We start from the raw sequence: 20,536 nt of genomic DNA, 5'->3' as shown, positions 1-20,536 counted from the left end.
GACTTTAGCTTACTTGTTACTTTCTGAGGCTTTTAAAGAAGGTAAAGTAATAACAATCGAAAGACATGTCGAAATTAAGGATGTATCTTTTAGCCAGCTACAAGTCAATGAGGTTAACCGTATGGACTATGATGCTCTGGTCACTTTAGTCCCACGCTTTAATCCTAATGTCTTGTTTATTGGTGAAGCTAATACACGAGAAGAAGTAGAAGCAGTACTTAAGGCTGTTTCTGCAGGATTAAGTGTTGTTACAACAGCCTATCAAGATGACTTTTCAATCCCACATGATGTTTTAGAAATGAAACAAGGACAAGATGGGAAACGAAACGTAGCTTTGGTTAAATAAAAGAGGAGAAAAACAATGACAGATAAAATTAAGATTGATGCTTTTGACCGCTTCATGGCAGTAAGCCATTTTGATGATGAAATGGCAGAAGCTCACACACCGACTGAGGATGCTATTCATAATTGGATAGTTGATCATCAAGAGGATGATGAGCTGATTGCTGGAATTCTCAAACATCTTGATCGTACGATTAAGGATGCTATGGGTTACTGTATCAGAAAAGCCAGTAAATCTGACTATAGAAATGGTCAAGGTGCTATGGTTGATGATGCTACAGTCTTTTCTTGGGTTAAGGAGTATTTTACTGCTGAAAAAGTTGAGACTAAATCAGTTGTAGGAAAAATGACTACTGGTAGTAAGAAATCAACCAAGCAACCAACTAAGAAGCCAAAAAAGAAACAGAATAAGAGCCTAACTAAAACAGAAACTAAAAAGAAAATCCCAACTAAGAAAACTCCTGAAAAGGATGAGAAACAGTTAGATCTTTTTTCAGATTTATCTGTTGAAGAAGGCGAATTTTAACAACAATAAATAGAAAAATGGTCCTAGGGCCATTTTTTATTAATTAAGGAGAAAAACAATGACAAAAGCAGAGAATATTCAAGAAATCGTAGATAATCGTTTAAAAGTTCCTAACGGATTTTTCAAATGGGCGAAGAATAATTTTCCTATCTATGAATGGTCAAATAAGTCTAAGACAATTATCTCTTCTGACCGAAAAAAATTCTCGGAAAAGGTTACAAAACGCTTATCACTTAACAGCCGTTTAACCTTTGTAGGAGATACTTTTTACTTTGTCTGGATGGGAGTCACAAAGAAGCGCATTGAAATGCAAATGTATGCAGTGACTCAATCATTTGAAGAAGGAAAAGAAAAGTTTGACGTCAGCCTTTATAACTTTTATCAGCTTGCCAACAATAAGATGGTAAAAGCACACTGGGATCCATATTTTTCAGCTAAAGAAGGTAAAGAAGCCTATAGTACTGGATTCCAAAATCAGAGAAATGCTCTCTTTTTGGCTCTGGTGCATTTAGTGTCTATACGCTTTATGGTGGTATGGAAAATCTTATTGAAAAGTTACAAACAAAATCTGAGTTGAGATACTTAGATTTTGATGAAGTGATTAAAGAAAATTTCGAGATAAGCTCAGTGCTACTCATATCTATAAATATCGAGAACGTATTGAATTCGCTCAAAAATAAAGGCGCGTGGAGTCGTCAAAGAATTGGTAGGTACTACGTTTTATAGGTCTTATTACTCATGTAGTCTTGGACATAAGCATGCAAATATGGGTAAGGTTACTATGAATTTTCTCAGAAGGAATAAACAGTATCTAAAAAATACGGATATAAATGTTGAAAAGGCATTTTTCGAGGAAGATTTGCCGTAGACGATATGGTCGAACCTTCGAGGGTTATATGAGTTATTATAAACGCTATGATTTCTGACAAGAAGCCACTAATTAATCGTTTGGAAAGTATCATACCATCCACTGTGAAACCAATTCGTTTTATTAACTGGATGATGAAAACAATATCTCCCTTCGTGATTATGAGGACTATCAAGAAATGGTAGAAGCTCTGGGAATTCCATTTGATGGAGATTATGTAGTTATCCCCAAAAATTGGGAAAATAAACATACAGAGATCGTAGAAAATTATTCAGCTCTTCTCGAGAATCAACAAGCACGTGGTACATATTTACGTGTAACTAATGCTGTCAGAGATTTGAGAGCAGAGAAACAACGCCTTGAGGACGAAAAGAAAGAGGCGAAGTTGAGGGTTGAAACAGCTAAACGTTTGACAAACATGATGAAGGCTTAGACCGCATTTGACAAGTATGCTTTTATCTTTCCTAAAGACGAAAGTGAAATTGTCAAAGAAGGCAAAAACCTACATCATTGTGTTGGAAGTTATGCAAAAAAACACTTTGTCTACGGAACTTCTATTATTGTCTTTGTTCGTGATAAGGCACACAGAGAAACCCTCTCTATACTCTTGAATTGAAAAACAATAGGATCATTCAACTGAAAGGAGAAAGGAACAAGGCTGCAGATGAAGAGGCAAAGAAAGAAGCAGAACTTTTCTTAGCCCATTGTGGAAAGCTTAAAATTGAGTTTTAGATAAAAGGAGAAAAAATGAAACTGAGAACTCATTATGAGTCAACTGCGTTTTCATGTTATACTAGAGATAACACTATACGTGATTTCATGTATAATTCAGGGAGAAGCGTCATGAAGTTGACTATTGTTCTTTATAATAATAAAAAGATGATTGGAAAATACCTGGTTGATACAATCAGTAAAACCTTAGATACGTTTGAAAGGAAAGATGATTTTTTGTTGAACACAGAATTCACCTATGAACGTATGGTAGATTTTCTAAAAGGGCGTCAAATTGATTTTGGACGAAAAAACCGAAAGGAACTTTTAGGTTATACCTATACAGCTCCGATGTCTGGCACGAAATTGCTATGACACACGGTTTGATACTGATGATTTTATTGGGTATCAATACCAGAACTCAATGATGAGCCATTTGTTTTAGAAGATCATCATCCTAATTTAAGTAGAAAATAGGAGAGATACTATGACTGTATTTACTTCTAGCAAAGGAACTCAAGAGAAATGGTTGAAAGATGACTATTTCTATAAGAGAGACTTTTTGGTGGAGAAGCTGAAGCTGAGTTTCTAGTATCTGAGTTTTTGAAAAGTTGTGGGATTAAAGATTATGTACCTTACGAAAAAGTAGGTAGTGATCTTTGTCGTTCACAAAATTTCATACCAGAAGGTGGAAGCTTCGTTACGATGTTTCGTTTGCTGCAACAAAGGGGGTATACGGAATCAGATATCGAACAAATAGCCAAGAAACAACCTCAAGAGCAGTATAACTTTTTGAAAAAAGAGTTGGCTGAGATTGGTTTTTCAGAAGCTGAGCTTGATTCGATATTTGCCAGACTCTTTGAGATTGATCGCTTAACCTTAAATGTTGATAGACACTGGAATAACTTTGGGATTATCTTTTCTAAAGATGAACCGCCATATCTATTAACTTTGTTTGATTTTGGTTACTCTCTAGGAGTTACCTTTCCCAGAACAATGCCCACGCATGTAGCTATTCGTAAGAGTAAAGCTATGACAGTCAGCAAAAGCTTTGATAAGCAATGTGAACTGGCTGGAACATTCTCTTTTGACATTCAAGATAGTTTTATTGAGTCCTCAAAAACAGGAAAACACGAGAGGCTCACATATTTTTTGAGTCGTATAAACAAATACTACAACTAAAAAGAAAGACTTGGTATTATACCAGGTCTTTTTTAGTTTTAAGGAGAAAGAACAACAATGGAAGAACAAAAACAAAATAAAACAATGACTAAAGCAGAAAAGGTTCAAGCTAACCTTTCTGCCATTAAACTTGTGAAAGCACTAGAATCAGATAACCGTCTAGCTGACAGTGCCGAACAAGAAATTCTCTCTAACTATGTTGGTTGGGGAGGACTTGCTAACGATTTCTTTGATAGTAAGATTAATCGTTTTGCAAAAGAACGTGATGAGCTAAAAAGTCTTGTCACTAAAGAAGAATATCGTGCGATGGAAATGAGCTCCTTAACGGCTTACTACACAAGTCCAGAGATTGCTACTGCAATGTGGGATAAGATTGTAGAAAGTGGTTTTAAAGGAGGTAATATTCTTGATCCATCAATGGGTACTGGTATCTTCTTTGAAACAATGCCAGAGGATATCAAGAAGAATTCTACTCTTTATGGAATTGAACTTGATACCGTTACAGGTGCTATTGCTAAACACCTTCATCAAGATGCTACTGTTTTAGTCCAAGGATTTGAAACAGTAAACTTTGAAGGGACACCATTTGACTTGGTCATTACGAATGTTCCGTTTGCGGATGTTCGCATTGTCGATAAGGCTTATGATAATAAACCTTATCGTATTCATGATTACTTCTTTAAGAAAGCTATCGATTTGGTACCCTATCATGGGATGGTTGCAGCTATCACTTCAACTGGTACTGCAGATAAGAGTGCTGGTTCAATTCTGCCAGAACTCCGTCGTAGTGGAACTCAGTTTTTAGGTGGTGTCCGCTTACCAAATACTGCTTTTAAAGATGCTGGAACACGAGTGGTAACAGATATCCTCTTTTTCCAAAAAGGAGCTTTTATCCCTGTTCCCGATACTAATATCGACTTCTGGTCTTCAGATAGAAATAAACTCCCTTTGATAAACGTGTCTCACTCAATCCCTATTTCTTCCAGGATGCTATTTGTAAAAATCCTTGTGTTCTAGGTGATTATCAGGTACGTCATTTCAATGGTGGAACACTGGATCTTGTGGTAGATAGCTCCTTTGACTTAGCTTCAGAGCTTCAAGAAGCACTATCAAAAGTAACAGTGCCTTTCGAAGTGGAGAGACTAGAACCTCGTGATATTATCCTTAAAGAAGAAGTGAATCATCTTGACCAAGACTTACTTGCTTCACTTGATATTCGATTGAACGAGTATGCTTGTGATAAAAATGGGCATGTCTATTATCGTGATAACACGTCTATCCGTCCTAGCTCACGAGCAGCTGAGATGATTTTTTATCAAGACGAACAAGGACAGTTCGTAAAATATGATGATAAATACAAAGAAGAAGCCATTTTAGACTTTGAAGCAGCAGTAGAAGCAGACCCTAATATTGTTACGAATACATGGGTAAGTCAAACACCTTCTAAAGCAGCTAAAAGTAAAGGGCTTTACAAAGGTATTTATTTCTATGAAACACCCCTTACGGATACAGAAAACAAGCGTATCCGTGGCATGGTTGCTATCAAAAATGCGTATCAAGCCATTATTGATATTCAAATGACGACAGACTATGATGAAGGGAAATTCAAACAACTGCTTGCAACACTTAATCAAGCCTACGATACTTTCAAGAAGAAGTATGGTTATATCAATCAAGCGGTGAATGCTCGCCTCTTTGACCGAGATGATCGTTATCCTCTTATCGCTAGTCTTGAGTTAGAGGAGTTGGACGAGAATGACAGCTCAAAGGTAGTCTTTGTGAAGTCAGATGCTTTTAAAAAGCCAACCATTCGTCCTAAAAAACACCTTCATCAAGTGATGTCAGCAGTAGAAGCCTTGAATGTGTCGCTTTCGGAAGGTCGTGGCGTTGATTTGAACCTCATGAGTTCTGTCTATCCAGATGTTTCAGAAGATATGATGATTTCAGAACTAGGTGAGACAGTAATGATTGATGTGGAACGCTATATTGATGATAAGACTGTACACTATGTTACTAAGGATAAATTCCTTTCAGGTGATGTTCTAGCCAAACGTGATTGTATTAACTCTCTCATTGAAGACGGAGATACACAAGCGGATTGGGAACGTTATTTGGAATTGATTTTATCTGTTGTACCAGAACCAGTTGTCTTATCTGATATTGATTTCAGCATTGGTTCTAGCTGGATTCCTAGTAACGTCGTTTCTCAATGGGTGTTTAGTGAATTGTTGGATGAAAAAGTTGGTCTGCATTCTGAAGAAGCTAAATCACTATTAGTGACATCCAGAATCGGACGAGGTTTCAACGAACGCTTGTTAAACTGCTATATGAGTCGTCAATCTAACCTCGTTTAGGTCTACGTGATGAGTACAATAAAAGCTACTCACACGCAACAGATATTGTTGCTCACTTGCTTACAAGTAATCAACCAACAATCATGCGTAACTTTGGTACGACTGAAAACCCGATACGTAAGGTTGATGAAGTGGCTACAGCAAACCTACGTGAGTGTGAGCGTGTTCTACAAGAAAGCTTTAAGAACTTTATTCATGAAAACCCAACAGTCCAAGAAGTGATTGAAGATACCTACAATGAAGTCTTTAATCGCTATGTGACACGTCAATATGATGGAAGTCTCTTGGAATTTGATGGCTTGGCTAAAGGAGTAGAGCTTCGCCCTCACCAAAAAAATGCGGTACAACGTATTCTTGAAGAGAGACGTGCACTCCTCGCTCACGAAGTGGGTACTGGTAAGACACTAACCATGATTTCAGCAGCTTTCAAGATGAAAGAGCTTGGGCTTATTCATAAACCATTGTTTGTGGTTCCGTCTAGTCTAACAGCACAATTTGGTCAAGAAATTATGCGTTTCTACCCTACCAAGAAAGTGTTTGTTACGACTGAGCAGGATTTGAAAAGTCACGACGTCGCTTGTTCGTTTCTCGTATTCTAACCAGCGACTATGATGGAATTGTGATTGGACATTCTCAATTTGAGAAAGTTCGTGTCTCACAAGAACGTGAACAAGCCTTTATTTCTGAAAAGATTGATGAGCTTGATGAGATCATTGGTTACGCAAAAGCTAATGACGACAAAATTACTTTTAAGCAAGCACAATCGATGCGTAGAAGTCTTGAGGCAAACTTAGAAACGTTGCTTGAAAATAAGACTGGTATTGATGAGTTTATCAACTTTGAAAGCCTTGGTATTGATATGCTCTTTGTTGATGAAGCCCACGGGTACAAGAATGTCCGTCCTATGACACGTTTGGGGAACGTTGCTGGTATTACCAACCGTACCTCAAAAAAGAATATGGATATGGAAATGAAGGTGCGCGTGCTTCAAGAAGAGCATGATACACGTCACGTTGTCTTTGCGACTGGAACACCAGTTTCCAACTCTATTAGCGAAATGTATACGATGATGAATTATCTTCAACCAGATGTCATGGAACACTTCGGTGTAAGTTTCTTTGATGCTTGGGTTGGTGCGTTTGGGATTGTTGAGAATAGTCTTGAACTTAACCCTACTGGAGACAAGTATATTTCACGTAAACGCTTTGCTAAATTTATGAATCTCCCTGAGCTGATGGCGATTTATCGTCAGACCGCAGATATTCAAATGACTGAAGACCTTAATCTTCCAGTTCCTATGGTAGAAAAGGTAGCGGTTGAAAGTCAGTTGACGGATAACCAAAAGGTTTATTTGGATGAGCTTGTAGAACGCTCAGATCGAGTTAAAAATGGGAGTGTAGATCCTAGTGAAGATAACATGCTCAAAATCACTAGTGAAGCCAGAAAGTTGGCTTTAGACATGCGTTTGCTGGATGCGGAGTTCTATGTAAGAGCTGATGCAGATAAACTCATGCAAGTGGTTGAGAGAGTGGATAAGATTTATCACATGGAGGCTAAGCATAAAGGGACACAAATGATTTTCTCTGACCTTGGAACTCCTAATGGCAAGGGTTTCTCTGTTTATCAAGAGTTGAAAGATTTGCTTGTTGAACGAGGAATTCCAGAAGAAGAGATTGCTTTTATTCACGATGCTGCTAACAAAAAGGCTAAGCTCCAACTTCAACGTCAAATGAATGCTGGTGAGATTCGTATTCTCATGGCTTCAACGGAAAAAGGGGGAACCGGTCTTAACGTACAACGTCGTATGAAAGCTGTTCATCATCTCGATGTGCCTTGGAAACCGTCTGATATTATCCAACGTAATGGACGCTTGGTTCGTCAAGGAAATATCTATCGAAAGGTAAATATTTTCCACTATATCACCAAGGGAAGTTTTGATAACTACCTTTGGCAGATTCAAGAAACAAAGCTCCGTTATATTACGCAAATCATGACCAGTCGTACACCGATGCGAGCTTCAGAGGATATTGATGAGCAAACACTCTCAGCCTCTGAATTTAAAGCCATTGCAACAGGCAATCCATATCTTAAACTTAAGATGGAACTTGATAACGAATTTGAGTTGTTGTCTAATCGTCGTAAGGCTTGGAAACGTGATATTGCTTTGTCTCAAAAACGTATTAAGCAAGCCCTTAAAGATAAGGAAAATTACGAGAAGAAACTTTCTCTATTAGTCCAGGATAAAGAGCTTGCGGAAAAGACAAGACCTTGGAAAGAAGTGGTTGAAAAAGAAGATGGTAAGAAATATGAGGTCGAACATAACCCATTTGTTATGACATTTGAACCAGATGGATACGAAGCAACTAAGAAAGATGTTGCTGGAAATCAACTGAACTATGCTATGCAGATGAATGTTGCCTCTGATCCACTCCATATGAAAATGACAACCCTTGCTCATTATCGTGGTTTTGTCCTTCGTGCGTTGGAACAAAAATCAGCTTGGCAACCAGAACGCATGCTTGATTTACATATTATCGGTCAAAATAGCTATGCTGTTCGTCTAGATTTTGCGAGTGGTATTGGGACTATCCAGCGTATCAACAATGTTATTGATGGTATGGATAAACAAGCCAAACTTTTGCAGGAAAACATTGACCGTTGTGCAGATACTATTAAGCGAGGAGAAGCTGCAGATGTTTTTGCAGACCAAGCTCGTCTTGACTATGTATCAGCTAAACGTGCCATTGTTAATCCTCTTATCGAAGTCGAAGATGAGTCTAAAAAGCCTACTGTAGAACAAATTGAAGAGGCTATTAATGCTTTTGAATTGCAGTATAAGGCAGACCATCCAGAAATGGATGAAGACTCTGATGTAAAAGTTAGCTCAATCACTGAGGAATATAGTGCTAGCTATGATCCTGATGAAGAAAGCGAACTTGTTGAAGTTATCGATGAGTCAGTAGATGAAGCAGAAGCTGCCTTCGAGGACGAAGAAGTAGTTGCACAAGAAACCGTTGAAGAAACGACTCATGTTGTTGTTTCACAAGAAGTTCTTGATATGGCTGATGACTTCCTAGAAAGTATTTCTGAACTCTTTGGAATGACTGAAGAACATAATGACAATGTTGCTACGGAAATAGTTTCTGAAACCTCTGTTAATGAGGTAGAAGAAGTAGAAGTTTACGAAGAAATTTCACTATTTGACTTTGTTTAAAATGCGAAGGGTATTGTTATATCACTTTTGCAGCATGAAAACACCTTATGAAAATAGGGTGTTTTTTGCTATAATAAAATAAAGAACTTTATCAAAAGGGGAATGAAATGAGTAAAATTTTTATTGCACATGCCTGGTCAGATGATGAGAATTATAGTCAGAGACAATTAGACTTTATACGTAAACTTGAGCTCGAACTAGAAGAAAAAATTTAGAAGTTATTTATGATGATAATACTGTTAACAAAAATACTTTAAATCAATTCATGATTGAAAATATTAGAAATTGCGATGTTATTTTATCTATTTGTGACAAGGCGTATTTAGAAAAATCTGAAATAGACGATTCGGGTGTGAGTTTCGAAATAAAAGAAATAACAGAACATAAATTCTTAGATAAAGTAATACCTATCAAAATCTCAACAGATGATTTGCCTTACAAATTTGGTACATTACCTTACGAATCTTTCTGTAAAGAATTTGAGGAAATGTCGTTTGATTCATCCGAACAATTAAATTCTCTTTTTATAAGATTATCTGAAAAGCTCTCAAAAGAAGAGCTCTGGCCTCAAGATAAATTAAAAGAAGAAGTTCATTCGCAACTTGATTCGATTGGTTTAATTTCTAATGTTCTTAATTCCACATTAAAGCTTTCAGATTTGTATACTTATCCAGAACTAAGAATAGATAGAAAAGAAAATATAAGTTATCTTTCAGCAGAAAAGTTACTGAATAGTAAATATTATTTAGATAAATTTTTTATAGTAGGCGATAGACAAAGTGGAAAACATCTTTTGCAAAAAAATTATTTTTAGATATATATAGTGACGGTTTTCAACCTATCTATTTAGAAAGTAAAGAGATTAATTCTCAAAATATAGAAAAGGCAGTTTTCGCAACAAATATATTTCAACATATAAAACTATCCATAAAAATAAAGCAGAAAATATAGTTGTTATAATTGATGATTTTCATAAACTTTCGACAAAATTACAAAATACTGTTAAAAAAATTGACAAGTACGCAGGATTAATTATGTTTGTTGATGATATATTAATGAATAATTAAGTTCAGAATGATTCACAGTAACAAAACATAATTTGAATCCTGCGTAACTTGTCCAATTTTTTTATAACAGTAATTTTGTAATTTTTCAAAATTTATGAAATTTAATCATCAATTATAAACAACTATATTTTTCTGCTTTATTTTATTGGATAGTTGTATATGATTGAGGAATATATTTGTTGCGAACTGGCCTTTTCTATATTTGAGAATTAATCTCTGTTACTTTCTAAATAGATAGGTTTGAACCGTCACTAATATATATCTAAAAATAATTTTTTTGCAAAAGATGTTTTTCCACTTTGTCTATCGCCTACTATAAAAAATTTATCTAAATAATATTTACTATTCAGTAACTTTTCTGCTGAAAGATAACTTATATTTTCTTTTCTATCTATTCTTAGTTCTGGATAAGTATACAAATCTGAAAGCTTTAATGTGGAATTAAGAACATTAGAAATTAAACCAATCGAATCAAGTTGCGAATGAACTTCTTCTTTTAATTTATCTTGAGGGCCAGAGCTCTTCTTTTGAGAGCTTTTCAGATAATCTTATAAAAAGAGAATTTAATTGTTCGGATGAATCAAACGACATTTCCTCAAATTCTTTACAGAAAGATTCGTAAGGTAATGTACCAAATTTGTAAGGCAAATCATCTGTTGAGATTTTGATAGGTATTACTTTATCTAAGAAATTATGTTCTGTTATTTCTTTTATTTCGAAACTCACACCCGAATCGTCTATTTCAGATTTTTCTAAATACGCCTTGTCACAAATAGATAAAATAACATCGCAATTTCTAATATTTTCAATCATGAATTGATTTAAAGTATTTTTGTTAACAGTATTATCATCATAAATAACTTCTAAATTTTTTTCTTCTAGTTCGAGCTCAAGTTTACGTATAAAGTCTAATTGTCTCTGACTATAATTCTCATCATCTGACCAGGCATGTGCAATAAAAATTTTACTCATTTCATTCCCCTTTTGATAAAGTTCTTTATTTTATTATAGCAAAAAACACCCTATTTTCATAAGGTGTTTTCATGCTGCAAAAGTGATATAACAATACCCTTCGCATTTTAAACAAAGTCAAATAGTGAAATTTCTTCGTAAACTTCTACTTCTTCTACCTCATTAACAGAGGTTTCAGAACTATTTCCGTAGCAACATTGTCATTATGTTCTTCAGTCATTCCAAAGAGTTCAGAAATACTTTCTAGGAAGTCATCAGCCATATCAAGAACTTCTTGTGAAACAACAACATGAGTCGTTTCTTCAACGGTTTCTTGTGCAACTACTTCTTCGTCCTCGAAGGCAGCTTCTGCTTCATCTACTGACTCATCGATAACTTCAACAAGTTCGCTTCTTCATCAGGATCATAGCTAGCACTATATTCCTCAGTGATTGAGCTAACTTTTACATCAGAGTCTTCATCCATTTCTGGATGGTCTGCCTTATACTGCAATTCAAAAGCATTAATAGCTCTTCAATTTGTTCTACAGTAGGCTTTTTAGACTCATCTTCGACTTCGATAAGAGGATTAACAATGGCACGTTTAGCTGATACATAGTCAAGACGAGCTTGGTCTGCAAAAACATCTGCAGCTTCTCCTCGCTTAATAGTATCTGCACAACGGTCAATGTTTTCCTGCAAAAGTTTGGCTTGTTTATCCATACCATCAATAACATTGTTGATACGCTGGATAGTCCCAATACCACTCGCAAAATCTAGACGAACAGCATAGCTATTTTGACCGATAATATGTAAATCAAGCATGCGTTCTGGTTGCCAAGCTGATTTTTGTTCCAACGCACGAAGGACAAAACCACGATAATGAGCAAGGGTTGTCATTTTCATATGGAGTGGATCAGAGGCAACATTCATCTGCATAGCATAGTTCAGTTGATTTCCAGCAACATCTTTCTTAGTTGCTTCGTATCCATCTGGTTCAAATGTCATAACAAATGGGTTATGTTCGACCTCATATTTCTTACCATCTTCTTTTTCAACCACTTCTTTCAAGGTCTTGTCTTTTCCGCAAGCTCTTTATCCTGGACTAATAGAGAAAGTTTCTTCTCGTAATTTTCCTTATCTTTAAGGGCTTGCTTAATACGTTTTTGAGACAAAGCAATATCACGTTTCCAAGCCTTACGACGATTAGACAACAACTCAAATTCGTTATCAAGTTCCATCTTAAGTTTAAGATATGGATTGCCTGTTGCAATGGCTTTAAATTCAGAGGCTGAGAGTGTTTGCTCATCAATATCCTCTGAAGCTCGCATCGGTGTACGACTGGTCATGATTTGCGTAATATAACGGAGCTTTGTTTCTTGAATCTGCCAAAGGTAGTTATCAAAACTTCCCTTGGTGATATAGTGGAAAATATTTACCTTTCGATAGATATTTCCTTGACGAACCAAGCGTCCATTACGTTGGATAATATCAGACGGTTTCCAAGGCACATCGAGATGATGAACAGCTTTCATACGACGTTGTACGTTAAGACCGGTTCCCCCTTTTTCCGTTGAAGCCATGAGAATACGAATCTCACCAGCATTCATTTGACGTTGAAGTTGGAGCTTAGCCTTTTTGTTAGCAGCATCGTGAATAAAAGCAATCTCTTCTTCTGGAATTCCTCGTTCAACAAGCAAATCTTTCAACTCTTGATAAACAGAGAAACCCTTGCCATTAGGAGTTCCAAGGTCAGAGAAAATCATTTGTGTCCCTTTATGCTTAGCCTCCATGTGATAAATCTTATCCACTCTCTCAACCACTTGCATGAGTTTATCTGCATCAGCTCTTACATAGAACTCCGCATCCAGCAAACGCATGTCTAAAGCCAACTTTCTGGCTTCACTAGTGATTTTGAGCATGTTATCTTCACTAGGATCTACACTCCCATTTTTAACTCGATCTGAGCGTTCTACAAGCTCATCCAAATAAACCTTTTGGTTATCCGTCAACTGACTTTCAACCGCTACCTTTTCTACCATAGGAACTGGAAGATTAAGGTCTTCAGTCATTTGAATATCTGCGGTCTGACGATAAATCGCCATCAGCTCAGGGAGATTCATAAATTTAGCAAAGCGTTTACGTGAAATATACTTGTCTCCAGTAGGGTTAAGTTCAAGACTATTCTCAACAATCCCAAACGCACCAACCCAAGCATCAAAGAAACTTACACCGAAGTGTTCCATGACATCTGGTTGAAGATAATTCATCATCGTATACATTTCGCTAATAGAGTTGGAAACTGGTGTTCCAGTCGCAAAGACAACGTGACGTGTATCATGCTCTTCTTGAAGCACGCGCACCTTCATTTCCATATCCATATTCTTTTTTGAGGTACGGTTGGTAATACCAGCAACGTTCCCAAACGTGTCATAGGACGGACATTCTTGTACCCGTGGGCTTCATCAACAAAGAGCATATCAATACCAAGGCTTTCAAAGTTGATAAACTCATCAATACCAGTCTTATTTTCAAGCAACGTTTCTAAGTTTGCCTCAAGACTTCTACGCATCGATTGTGCTTGCTTAAAAGTAATTTTGTCGTCATTAGCTTTTGCGTAACCAATGATCTCATCAAGCTCATCAATCTTTTCAGAAATAAAGGCTTGTTCACGTTCTTGTGAGACACGAACTTTCTCAAATTGAGAATGTCCAATCACAATTCCATCATAGTCGCTGGTTAGAATACGAGAAACGAACAAGCGACGTCGTGACTTTTCAAAATCCTGCTCAGTCGTAACAAACACTTTCTTGGTAGGGTAGAAACGCATAATTTCTTGACCAAATTGTGCTGTTAGACTAGACGGAACCACAAACAATGGTTTATGAATAAGCCCAAGCTCTTTCATCTTGAAAGCTGCTGAAATCATGGTTAGTGTCTTACCAGTACCCACTTCGTGAGCGAGGAGTGCACGTCTCTCTTCAAGAATACGTTGTACCGCATTTTTTTGGTGAGGGCGAAGCTCTACTCCTTTAGCCAAGCCATCAAATTCCAAGAGACTTCCATCATATTGACGTGTCACATAGCGATTAAAGACTTCATTGTAGGTATCTTCAATCACTTCTTGGACTGTTGGGTTTTCATGAATAAAGTTCTTAAAGCTTCTTGTAGAACACGCTCACACTCACGTAGGTTTGCTGTAGCCACTTCATCAACCTTACGTATCGGGTTTTCAGTCGTACCAAAGTTACGCATGATTGTTGGTTGATTACTTGTAAGCAAGTGAGCAACAATATCTGTTGCGTGTGAGTAGCTTTTATTGTACTCATCACGTAGACCTAAACGAAGGTTAGATTGACGACTCATATAGCAGTTTAACAAGCGTTCGTTGAAACCTCGTCCGATTCTGGATGTCACTAATAGTGATTTAGCTTCTTCAGAATGCAGACCAACTTTTCATCCAACAATTCACTAAACACCCATTGAGAAACGACGTTACTAGGAATCCAGCTAGAACCAATGCTGAAATCAATATCAGATAAGACAACTGGTTCTGGTACAACAGATAAAATCAATTCCAAATAACGTTCCCAATCCGCTTGTGTATCTCCGTCTTCAATGAGAGAGTTAATACAATCACGTTTGGCTAGAACATCACCTGAAAGGAATTTATCCTTAGTAACATAGTGTACAGTCTTATCATCAATATAGCGTTCCACATCAATCATTACTGTCTCACCTAGTTCTGAAATCATCATATCTTCTGAAACATCTGGATAGACAGAACTCATGAGGTTCAAATCAACGCCACGACCTTCCGAAAGCGACACATTCAAGGCTTCTACTGCTGACATCACTTGATGAAGGTGTTTTTTAGGACGAATGGTTGGCTTTTTAAAAGCATCTGACTTCACAAAGACTACCTTTGAGCTGTCATTCTCGTCCAACTCCTCTAACTCAAGACTAGCGATAAGAGGATAACGATCATCTCGGTCAAAGAGGCGAGCATTCACCGCTTGATTGATATAACCATACTTCTTCTTGAAAGTATCGTAGGCTTGATTAAGTGTTGCAAGCAGTTGTTTGAATTTCCCTTCATCATAGTCTGTCGTCATTTGAATATCAATAATGGCTTGATACGCATTTTGATAGCAACCATGCCACGGATACGCTTGTTTTCTGTATCCGTAAGGGGTGTTTCATAGAAATAAATACCTTTGTAAAGCCCTTTACTTTTAGCTGCTTTAGAAGGTGTTTGACTTACCCATGTATTCGTAACAATATTAGGGTCTGCTTCTACTGCTGCTTCAAAGTCTAAAATGGCTTCTTCTTTGTATTTATCATCATATTTTACGAACTGTCCTTGTTCGTCTTGATAAAAAATCATCTCAGCTGCTCGTGAGCTAGGACGGATAGACGTGTTATCACGATAATAGACATGCCCATTTTTATCACAAGCATACTCGTTCAATCGAATATCAAGTGAAGCAAGTAAGTCTTGGTCAAGATGATTCACTTCTTCTTTAAGGATAATATCACGAGGTTCTAGTCTCTCCACTTCGAAAGGCACTGTTACTTTTGATAGTGCTTCTTGAAGCTCTGAAGCTAAGTCAAAGGAGCTATCTACCACAAGATCCAGTGTTCCACCATTGAAATGACGTACCTGATAATCACCTAGAACACAAGGATTTTACAAATAGCATCCTGGAAGAAATAGGGATTGAGTGAGACACGTTTATCAAAGGGGAGTTTATTTCTATCTGAAGACCAGAAGTCGATATTAGTATCGGGAACAGGATAAAAGCTCCTTTTTGGAAAAAGAGGATATCTGTTACCACTCGTGTTCCAGCATCTTTAAAAGCAGTATTTGGTAAGCGGACACCACCTAAAAACTGAGTTCCACTACGACGGAGTTCTGGCAGAATTGAACCAGCACTCTTATCTGCAGTACCAGTTGAAGTGATAGCTGCAACCATCCCATGATAGGGTACCAAATCGATAGCTTTCTTAAAGAAGTAATCATGAATACGATAAGGTTTATTATCATAAGCCTTATCGACAATGCGAACATCCGCAAACGGAACATTCGTAATGACCAAGTCAAATGGTGTCCCTTCAAAGTTTACTGTTTCAAATCCTTGGACTAAAACAGTAGCATCTTGATGAAGGTGTTTAGCAATAGCACCTGTAACGGTATCAAGTTCAATTCCATAAAGAGTAGAATTCTTCTTGATATCCTCTGGCATTGTTTCAAAGAAGATACCAGTACCCATTGATGGATCAAGAATATTACCTCCTTAAAACCACTTTCTACAATCTTATCCCACATTGCAGTAGCAATCTCTGGACTTGTGTAGTAAGCCGTTAAGGAGCTCATTTCCATCGCACGATATTCTTCTTTAGTGACAAGACTTTTTAGCTCATCACGTTCTTTTGCAAAACGATTAATCTTACTATCAAAGAAATCGTTAGCAAGTCCTCCCCAACCAACATAGTTAGAGAGAATTTCTTGTTCGGCACTGTCAGCTAGACGGTTATCTGATTCTAGTGCTTTCACAAGTTAATGGCAGAAAGGTTAGCTTGAACCTTTTCTGCTTTAGTCATTGTTTTATTTTGTTTTTGTTCTTCCATTGTTGTTCTTTCTCCTTAAAACTAAAAAAGACCTGGTATAATACAAGTCTTTCTTTTTAGTTGTAGTATTTGTTTATACGACTCAAAAATATGTGAGCCTCTCGTGTTTTCCTGTTTTTGAGGAACTCAATAAAACTATCTTGAATGTCAAAAGAGAATGTTCCAGCCAGTTCACATTGCTTATCAAAGCTTTTGCTGACTGTCATAGCTTTACTCTTACGAATAGCTACATGCGTGGGCATTGTTCTGGGAAAGGTAACTCCTAGAGAGTAACCAAAATCAAACAAAGTTAATAGATATGGCGGTTCATCTTTAGAAAAGATAATCCCAAAGTTATTCCAGTGTCTATCAACATTTAAGGTTAAGCGATCAATCTCAAAGAGTCTGGCAAATATCGAATCAAGCTCAGCTTCTGAAAAACCAATCTCAGCCAACTCTTTTTTCAAAAGTTATACTGCTCTTGAGGTTGTTTCTTGGCTATTTGTTCGATATCTGATTCCGTATACCCCTTTGTTGCAGCAAACGAAACATCGTAACGAAGCTTCCACCTTCTGGTATGAAATTTTGTGAACGACAAAGATCACTACCTACTTTTTCGTAAGGTACATAATCTTTAATCCCACAACTTTTCAAAAACTCAGATACTAGAAACTCAGCTTCAGCTTCTCCACCAAAAAAGTCTCTCTTATAGAAATAGTCATCTTTCAACCATTTCTCTTGAGTTCCTTTGCTAGAAGTAAATACAGTCATAGTATCTCTCCTATTTTCTACTTAAATTAGGATGATGATCTTCTAAAACAAATGGCTCATCATTGAGTTCTGGTATTGATACCCAATAAAAATCATCAGTATCAAAAACCGTGTGTCATAGCAATTTCGTGCCAGACATCGGGAGCTGTATAGGTATAACCTAAAAGTTCCTTTCGGTTTTTTCGTCCAAAATCAATTTGACGCCCTTTTAGAAATCTACCATACGTTCATAGGTGAATTCTGTGTTCAACAAAAAATCATCTTTCCTTTCAAACGTATCTAAGGTTTTACTGATTGTATCAACCAGGTATTTTCCAATCATCTTTTTATTATTATAAAGAACAATAGTCAACTTCATGACGCTTCTCCCTGAATTATACATGAAATCACGTATAGTGTTATCTCTAGTATAACATGAAAACGCAGTTGACTCATAAGAGTTCTCAGTTTCATTTTTCTCCTTTTATCTAAAACTCAATTTTAAGCTTTCCACAATGGGCTAAGAAAAGTTCTGCTTCTTTCTTTGCCTCTTCATCTGCAGCCTTGTTCCTTCTCCTTTCAGTTGAATGATCCTATTGTTTTTTCAATTCAAGAGTATAGAGAGGGGTTTCTCTGTGTGCCTTATCACGAACAAAGACAATAATAGAAGTTCCGTAGACAAAGTGTTTTTTGCATAACTTCCAACACAATGATGTAGGTTTTTGCCTTCTTTGACAATTTCACTTTCGTCTTTAGGAAAGATAAAAGCATACTTGTCAAATGCGGTCTAAGCCTTCATCATGTTTGTCAAACGTTTAGCTGTTTCAACCCTCAACTTCGCCTCTTTCTTTCGTCCTCAAGGCGTTGTTTCTCTGCTCTCAAATCTCTGACAGCATTAGTTACACGTAAATATGTACACGTGCTTGTTGATTCTCGAGAAGAGCTGAATAATTTTCTACGATCTCTGTATGTTTATTTCCCAATTTTGGGGATAACTACATAATCTCCATCAAATGGAATTCCCAGAGCTTCTACCATTTCTTGATAGTCCTCATAATCACGAAGGGAGATATTGTTTTTCATCATCCAGTTAATAAAACGAATTGGTTTCACAGTGGATGGTATGATACTTTCCAAACGATTAATTAGTGGCTTCTTGTCAGAAATCATAGCGTTTATAATCAACTCATATAACCCCTCGAAGGTTCGACCATATCGTCTACGCAAATCTTCCTCGAAAAATGCCTTTTCAACATTTATATCCGTATTTTTTAGATACTGTTTATTCCTTCTGAGAAAATTCATAGTAACCTTACCCATATTTGCATGCTTATGTCCAAGACTACATGAGTAATAAGACCTATAAAACGTAGTACCTACCAATTCTTTGACGACTCCACGCGCCTTTATTTTTTGAGCGAATTCAATACGTTCTCGATATTTATAGATATGAGGTAGCACTGAGCTTATCTCGAAATTTTCTTTAATCACTTCATCAAAATCTAAGTATCTCAACTCAGATTTTGTTTGTAACTTTTCAATAAGATTTTCCATACCACCATAAAGCGTATAGACACTAAATGCACCAGAGCCAAAAAGAGAGCATTTCTCTGATTTTGGAATCCAGTACTATAGCTTCTTTACCTTCTTTAGCTGAAAAATATGGATCCCAGTGTGCTTTTACCATCTTATTGTTGGCAAGCTGATAAAAGTTATAAAGGCTGACGTCAAACTTTTCTTTTTCCTTCTTCAAATGATTGGAGTCACTGCATACATTTGCATTTCAATGCGCTTCTTTGTGACTCCCATCCAGACAAAGTAAAAAGTATCTCCTACAAAGGTTAAACGGCTGTTAAGTGATAAGCGTTTTGTAACCTTTTCCGAGAATTTTTTTCGGTCAGAAGAGATAATTGTCTTAGACTTATTTGACCATTCATAGATAGGAAAATTATTCTTCGCCCATTTGAAAAATCCGTTAGGAACTTTTAAACGATTATCTACGATTTCTTGAATATTCTCTGCTTTTGTCATTGTTTTTCTCCTTAATTAATAAAAAATGGCCCTAGGACCATTTTTCTATTTATTGTTGTTAAAATTCGCCTTCTTCAACAGATAAATCTGAAAAAAGATCTAACTGTTTCTCATCCTTTCAGGAGTTTTCTTAGTTGGGATTTTCTTTTTAGTTTCTGTTTTAGTTAGGCTCTTATTCTGTTTCTTTTTTGGCTTCTTAGTTGGTTGCTTGGTTGATTTCTTACTACCAGTAGTCATTTTTCCTACAACTGATTTAGTCTCAACTTTTTCAGCAGTAAAATACTCCTTAACCCAAGAAAAGACTGTAGCATCATCAACCATAGCACCTTGACCATTTCTATAGTCAGATTTACTGGCTTTTCTGATACAGTAACCCATAGCATCCTTAATCGTACGATCAAGATGTTTGAGAATTCCAGCAATCAGCTCATCATCCTCTTGATGATCAACTATCCAATTATGAATAGCATCCTCAGTCGGTGTGTGAGCTTCTGCCATTTCATCATCAAAATGGCTTACTGCCATGAAGCGGTCAAAAGCATCAATCTTAATTTTATCTGTCATTGTTTTTCTCCTCTTTTATTTAACCAAAGCTACGTTTCGTTTCCCATCTTGTCCTTGTTTCATTTCTAAAACATCATGTGGGATTGAAAAGTCATCTTGATAGGCTGTTGTAACAACACTTAATCCTGCCAGAAACAGCCTTAAGTACTGCTTCTACTTCTTCTCGTGTATTAGCTTCACCAATAAACAAGACATTAGGATTAAAGCGTGGACTAAAGTGACCAGAGCATCATAGTCCATACGGTTAACCTCATTGACTTGTAGCTGGCTAAAAGATACATCCTTAATTTCGACATGTCTTTCGATTGTTATTACTTTACCTTCTTTAAAAGCCTCAGAAAGTAACAAGTAAGCTAAAGTCGTTTTG

Annotated in this window: 24 protein-coding genes and 2 pseudogenes; 11 read left to right on the top strand and 15 right to left on the bottom strand. The window is 36.7% G+C overall.

Annotated elements, in window-relative coordinates; translation table 11 throughout:
• Nucleotides 1-13 precede the first annotated feature (13 nt).
• The 11 genes and pseudogenes from A6J31_RS01075 to A6J31_RS01045 all read left to right on the top strand — a co-directional run bounded on the left by A6J31_RS01075 (nucleotide 14) and on the right by A6J31_RS01045 (nucleotide 10,011).
• Nucleotides 14-346, top strand: a complete 333-nt coding sequence (locus A6J31_RS01075) for an ATPase, T2SS/T4P/T4SS family (protein WP_225791557.1) — start codon at nucleotides 14-16, stop codon at nucleotides 344-346.
• Between the two features lie 15 nt (nucleotides 347-361).
• A complete protein-coding gene (locus A6J31_RS01070; RefSeq protein ID WP_080610181.1) occupies nucleotides 362-868 on the top strand; it encodes a Cas9 inhibitor AcrIIA9 family protein in 507 nt (168 codons plus the stop codon).
• Between the two features lie 58 nt (nucleotides 869-926).
• Entirely contained in the window at nucleotides 927-1,445 is a 519-nt protein-coding gene (locus A6J31_RS11710; protein WP_225791556.1) for a hypothetical protein, read from the top strand.
• A 469-nt stretch (nucleotides 1,446-1,914) separates the two neighbouring features.
• The gene (locus A6J31_RS11705; protein ID WP_225791555.1) at nucleotides 1,915-2,169 is read left to right on the top strand and encodes a hypothetical protein; all 255 of its coding nucleotides are present in this window, start codon (nucleotides 1,915-1,917) and stop codon (nucleotides 2,167-2,169) included.
• A gap of 24 nt (nucleotides 2,170-2,193) precedes the next feature.
• Entirely contained in the window at nucleotides 2,194-2,352 is a 159-nt protein-coding gene (locus A6J31_RS11700) for a PcfJ domain-containing protein (RefSeq protein ID WP_225791562.1), read from the top strand.
• A 227-nt stretch (nucleotides 2,353-2,579) separates the two neighbouring features.
• Nucleotides 2,580-2,822 (top strand): hypothetical protein, encoded by a 243-nt coding sequence (locus A6J31_RS11695; RefSeq protein ID WP_225791554.1) that lies wholly within the window; start codon nucleotides 2,580-2,582, stop codon nucleotides 2,820-2,822.
• A gap of 330 nt (nucleotides 2,823-3,152) precedes the next feature.
• Complete coding sequence (locus A6J31_RS01055; protein ID WP_142390721.1) at nucleotides 3,153-3,629, top strand: hypothetical protein; 477 nt, start codon at nucleotides 3,153-3,155, stop codon at nucleotides 3,627-3,629.
• Between the two features lie 57 nt (nucleotides 3,630-3,686).
• Complete coding sequence (locus A6J31_RS11690) at nucleotides 3,687-4,646, top strand: N-6 DNA methylase (RefSeq protein WP_225791553.1); 960 nt, start codon at nucleotides 3,687-3,689, stop codon at nucleotides 4,644-4,646.
• A 44-nt stretch (nucleotides 4,647-4,690) separates the two neighbouring features.
• Nucleotides 4,691-5,983 carry a hypothetical protein gene (locus A6J31_RS11685; RefSeq protein ID WP_225791552.1) on the top strand — a complete coding sequence of 431 codons (1,293 nt, stop codon included), beginning with the start codon at nucleotides 4,691-4,693 and terminating at the stop codon, nucleotides 5,981-5,983.
• A 179-nt stretch (nucleotides 5,984-6,162) separates the two neighbouring features.
• A pseudogene (locus tag A6J31_RS11845) lies at nucleotides 6,163-8,138 on the top strand (SNF2-related protein); the annotation flags it as partial.
• A 1,324-nt stretch (nucleotides 8,139-9,462) separates the two neighbouring features.
• Nucleotides 9,463-10,011, top strand: coding sequence for a hypothetical protein (locus A6J31_RS01045; RefSeq protein WP_080610267.1), 549 nt, complete (start codon nucleotides 9,463-9,465; stop codon nucleotides 10,009-10,011).
• A gap of 754 nt (nucleotides 10,012-10,765) precedes the next feature.
• On the opposite strand, the gene A6J31_RS01040 is transcribed toward A6J31_RS01045, so the two are convergent.
• The 15 genes and pseudogenes from A6J31_RS01040 to A6J31_RS01000 all read right to left on the bottom strand — a co-directional run bounded on the left by A6J31_RS01040 (nucleotide 10,766) and on the right by A6J31_RS01000 (nucleotide 20,169).
• Entirely contained in the window at nucleotides 10,766-11,236 is a 471-nt protein-coding gene (locus tag A6J31_RS01040) for a TIR domain-containing protein (RefSeq protein WP_080610266.1), read from the bottom strand.
• A gap of 443 nt (nucleotides 11,237-11,679) precedes the next feature.
• The gene (locus A6J31_RS11670) at nucleotides 11,680-12,285 is read right to left on the bottom strand and encodes a hypothetical protein (RefSeq protein WP_225791561.1); all 606 of its coding nucleotides are present in this window, start codon (nucleotides 12,283-12,285) and stop codon (nucleotides 11,680-11,682) included.
• Nucleotides 12,282-14,421, bottom strand: a pseudogene (locus tag A6J31_RS11840) (SNF2-related protein). The gene A6J31_RS11670 and the pseudogene A6J31_RS11840 overlap by 4 nt, the downstream one beginning before the upstream one ends.
• Before the next feature lie 209 nt (nucleotides 14,422-14,630).
• Nucleotides 14,631-15,329, bottom strand: a complete 699-nt coding sequence (locus A6J31_RS11835) for a hypothetical protein (protein WP_413081375.1) — start codon at nucleotides 15,327-15,329, stop codon at nucleotides 14,631-14,633.
• Nucleotides 15,326-15,844, bottom strand: a complete 519-nt coding sequence (locus A6J31_RS11830; protein WP_413081374.1) for a hypothetical protein — start codon at nucleotides 15,842-15,844, stop codon at nucleotides 15,326-15,328. The genes A6J31_RS11835 and A6J31_RS11830 overlap by 4 nt, the downstream gene beginning before the upstream one ends.
• 40 nt (nucleotides 15,845-15,884) lie before the next feature.
• Nucleotides 15,885-16,460, bottom strand: a complete 576-nt coding sequence (locus A6J31_RS11825) for a hypothetical protein (protein WP_413081373.1) — start codon at nucleotides 16,458-16,460, stop codon at nucleotides 15,885-15,887.
• A complete protein-coding gene (locus tag A6J31_RS11820) occupies nucleotides 16,358-16,771 on the bottom strand; it encodes a hypothetical protein (protein WP_413081372.1) in 414 nt (137 codons plus the stop codon). The genes A6J31_RS11825 and A6J31_RS11820 overlap by 103 nt, the downstream gene beginning before the upstream one ends.
• Nucleotides 16,772-16,901: 130 nt before the next feature.
• The gene (locus tag A6J31_RS01030) at nucleotides 16,902-17,291 is read right to left on the bottom strand and encodes a hypothetical protein (RefSeq protein WP_080610265.1); all 390 of its coding nucleotides are present in this window, start codon (nucleotides 17,289-17,291) and stop codon (nucleotides 16,902-16,904) included.
• A 31-nt stretch (nucleotides 17,292-17,322) separates the two neighbouring features.
• On the bottom strand, nucleotides 17,323-17,595 hold the full coding sequence (locus A6J31_RS01025; protein ID WP_080610264.1) for a hypothetical protein: 273 nt from the start codon (nucleotides 17,593-17,595) through the stop codon (nucleotides 17,323-17,325).
• 208 nt (nucleotides 17,596-17,803) lie between these two features.
• Entirely contained in the window at nucleotides 17,804-17,953 is a 150-nt protein-coding gene (locus tag A6J31_RS11665) for a hypothetical protein (RefSeq protein WP_225791559.1), read from the bottom strand.
• 225 nt (nucleotides 17,954-18,178) lie between these two features.
• Nucleotides 18,179-18,313, bottom strand: a complete 135-nt coding sequence (locus tag A6J31_RS01015; RefSeq protein ID WP_263970022.1) for a PcfJ domain-containing protein — start codon at nucleotides 18,311-18,313, stop codon at nucleotides 18,179-18,181.
• A gap of 233 nt (nucleotides 18,314-18,546) precedes the next feature.
• Nucleotides 18,547-19,128 carry a hypothetical protein gene (locus A6J31_RS01010; RefSeq protein ID WP_080610263.1) on the bottom strand — a complete coding sequence of 194 codons (582 nt, stop codon included), beginning with the start codon at nucleotides 19,126-19,128 and terminating at the stop codon, nucleotides 18,547-18,549.
• Between the two features lie 22 nt (nucleotides 19,129-19,150).
• On the bottom strand, nucleotides 19,151-19,327 hold the full coding sequence (locus A6J31_RS11480) for a hypothetical protein (protein ID WP_192573922.1): 177 nt from the start codon (nucleotides 19,325-19,327) through the stop codon (nucleotides 19,151-19,153).
• A complete protein-coding gene (locus A6J31_RS01005) occupies nucleotides 19,324-19,605 on the bottom strand; it encodes a hypothetical protein (RefSeq protein ID WP_080610262.1) in 282 nt (93 codons plus the stop codon). The genes A6J31_RS11480 and A6J31_RS01005 overlap by 4 nt, the downstream gene beginning before the upstream one ends.
• Before the next feature lie 99 nt (nucleotides 19,606-19,704).
• Nucleotides 19,705-20,169 carry a Cas9 inhibitor AcrIIA9 family protein gene (locus A6J31_RS01000; protein WP_225791558.1) on the bottom strand — a complete coding sequence of 155 codons (465 nt, stop codon included), beginning with the start codon at nucleotides 20,167-20,169 and terminating at the stop codon, nucleotides 19,705-19,707.
• Nucleotides 20,170-20,536 lie beyond the last annotated feature (367 nt).

It is taken from the genome of Streptococcus sp. FDAARGOS_192, from assembly GCF_002073815.2.
GTDB classification, from domain to species: domain Bacteria; phylum Bacillota; class Bacilli; order Lactobacillales; family Streptococcaceae; genus Streptococcus; species Streptococcus salivarius_H.
The sequence above is the reverse complement of the archived record's forward strand: the minus strand, read 5'-3'. Positions and strand labels throughout refer to the sequence as shown.

Excerpts from the sequence above, each read along its gene's own strand:
- A6J31_RS01070 (WP_080610181.1), top strand. The coding sequence starts at position 362 with ATGACAGATAAAATTAAGATTGATGCTTTTGACCGCTTCATGGCAGTA.
- A6J31_RS11710 (WP_225791556.1), top strand. The coding sequence starts at position 927 with ATGACAAAAGCAGAGAATATTCAAGAAATCGTAGATAATCGTTTAAAA.
- A6J31_RS11705 (WP_225791555.1), top strand. The coding sequence starts at position 1,915 with ATGGTAGAAGCTCTGGGAATTCCATTTGATGGAGATTATGTAGTTATC.
- A6J31_RS11695 (WP_225791554.1), top strand. The coding sequence starts at position 2,580 with ATGAAGTTGACTATTGTTCTTTATAATAATAAAAAGATGATTGGAAAA.
- A6J31_RS01055 (WP_142390721.1), top strand. The coding sequence starts at position 3,153 with ATGTTTCGTTTGCTGCAACAAAGGGGGTATACGGAATCAGATATCGAA.
- A6J31_RS11690 (WP_225791553.1), top strand. The coding sequence starts at position 3,687 with ATGGAAGAACAAAAACAAAATAAAACAATGACTAAAGCAGAAAAGGTT.
- A6J31_RS01045 (WP_080610267.1), top strand. The coding sequence starts at position 9,463 with ATGATTGAAAATATTAGAAATTGCGATGTTATTTTATCTATTTGTGAC.
- A6J31_RS01040 (WP_080610266.1), bottom strand. The coding sequence starts at position 11,236 with ATGAGTAAAATTTTTATTGCACATGCCTGGTCAGATGATGAGAATTAT.
- A6J31_RS11835 (WP_413081375.1), bottom strand. The coding sequence starts at position 15,329 with ATGACGACAGACTATGATGAAGGGAAATTCAAACAACTGCTTGCAACA.
- A6J31_RS11825 (WP_413081373.1), bottom strand. The coding sequence starts at position 16,460 with ATGCCAGAGGATATCAAGAAGAATTCTACTCTTTATGGAATTGAACTT.
- A6J31_RS01025 (WP_080610264.1), bottom strand. The coding sequence starts at position 17,595 with ATGACTGTATTTACTTCTAGCAAAGGAACTCAAGAGAAATGGTTGAAA.
- A6J31_RS11665 (WP_225791559.1), bottom strand. The coding sequence starts at position 17,953 with ATGAAGTTGACTATTGTTCTTTATAATAATAAAAAGATGATTGGAAAA.
- A6J31_RS01010 (WP_080610263.1), bottom strand. The coding sequence starts at position 19,128 with ATGGAAAATCTTATTGAAAAGTTACAAACAAAATCTGAGTTGAGATAC.
- A6J31_RS01005 (WP_080610262.1), bottom strand. The coding sequence starts at position 19,605 with ATGACAAAAGCAGAGAATATTCAAGAAATCGTAGATAATCGTTTAAAA.
- A6J31_RS01000 (WP_225791558.1), bottom strand. The coding sequence starts at position 20,169 with ATGACAGATAAAATTAAGATTGATGCTTTTGACCGCTTCATGGCAGTA.